Annotated in this window: 2 protein-coding genes; both read left to right on the top strand. The window is 70.0% G+C overall.

Annotated elements, in window-relative coordinates:
- Positions 1-775, top strand: a 775-nt coding sequence (locus Uis4E_RS11550; protein ID WP_101623294.1) for an endonuclease/exonuclease/phosphatase family protein, incomplete at its 5' end; no start/stop codon positions are given.
- Between the two features lie 118 nt (positions 776-893).
- Positions 894-1,347, top strand: a 454-nt coding sequence (locus tag Uis4E_RS11545; protein ID WP_423734936.1) for an exodeoxyribonuclease VII large subunit, incomplete at its 3' end; no start/stop codon positions are given.

The raw sequence follows: 1,347 nt of genomic DNA, 5'->3' as shown, positions 1-1,347 counted from the left end.
CGTGTGGTGGCAGCTGCCGTTCTTCCGCACGACGGAGCCGTTGACGCGCGCCGCGGACGCCGCGACCGGGCAGGCGTACGCGATCACCGGTGATGCCTACGCGCGCGTGATGACCTGCAACGTGTACAAGGGACGCGCCGACGCGCAGGCGATCGTCGACGCGGTGCGCGACGAGCGGGTCGAGGTGCTCGCGCTGCAGGAGACGACCGACGCGTTCGTCGCCGCGTTGGAGGACGCGGGCATCGGCGACTACCTGCCGTACAGCAAGGTGGCGAGTTCCGACGGCGTGTACGGCAACGGATTGTGGTCGGCCACGCCGCTCGTCGGCCCGGCGAACGACGACGTGAACTCCAGCGCCTCGTTCATGCCCGGCGGCACGGTATCGTTCGCCGGCGGCGCGAAGATACGGTTCGTGTCCGTGCATACGACGGCGCCCGTGCCCGGCTATTGGGGGCAGTGGAGGCGCGCGCTCGACGAGCTGGGCGCGATGAAGGCGCATACGGACACGCGCTACGTGTTCATGGGGGATTTCAACGCGACCTACGACCATGCGCCGTTCCGTGATTTTCTCGGCGACCGGTTCCGCGACGGGGCGCGGATGGCCGGACGAGGGTTCACGTTCACGTGGCCTGCGGACCGGGGGCTGCTGCCGCCGCGGTTCGCCGGAATCGATCATGTGGTCGTCGACCAGGGGATTGTGGCCGGGCGGTTCAAGGTGCTGCCGATCGCGGGTTCCGACCATGCCGCGCTGCTCGCCACGCTGGCGGTCGAATAAAAACCGGTAAAGATCTACCGGTCATTGGGCCCGGCGTTATAGTGAGGGCATGAGTTACGACATGAACGCCAACATGCGGGGCACGGGCCCCGCCGCCGGGTACGGCGTCGGTTCCGGCATGGCTCCGGGCGGCCGTGCGGGCGCCGGGCCGGGGGTAGGCGGCCGCGCTGCCTCCGGCGCACCCGCGGCGCCGGACCTGAGCCGGCCGCGCCCGCTCGACCAGCTGCCGCGGATGGCCGCCGACACCACCGCCGAGAACCCCTGGCCGGTGAGCGTGCTGAGCCAGAAGTTCCACAACGCCGTGGCGAAGTGGCCGGCCGCGTGGATCTGCGGGCAGATCACCGAGATCAACACGCGCCGCGCCGGATCCGCCTATCTCACGGTGCGCGACGACTTCGAGGACATCGCGATCTCCGTCTCCGGCTGGCGCGCGTTCGCCGCCGCCGCCGCACAGTTCCGCCAGGGCGACCGGGTCGTCATCCACGGCCGGGCCGACATCTGGGTCAAGCAGACCCGATTGAGCTTCATCGGCGACGAGATTCGCAAGATCGGCGCAGGCGGGCTCAAGGAGC

The sequence above is a fragment of the Bifidobacterium parmae genome, assembly GCF_002860365.1.
Lineage (GTDB): Bacteria > Actinomycetota > Actinomycetes > Actinomycetales > Bifidobacteriaceae > Bifidobacterium > Bifidobacterium parmae.
Note: the sequence above shows the minus strand (reverse complement) of the source record. Positions and strands in the feature narration are given on the sequence as shown.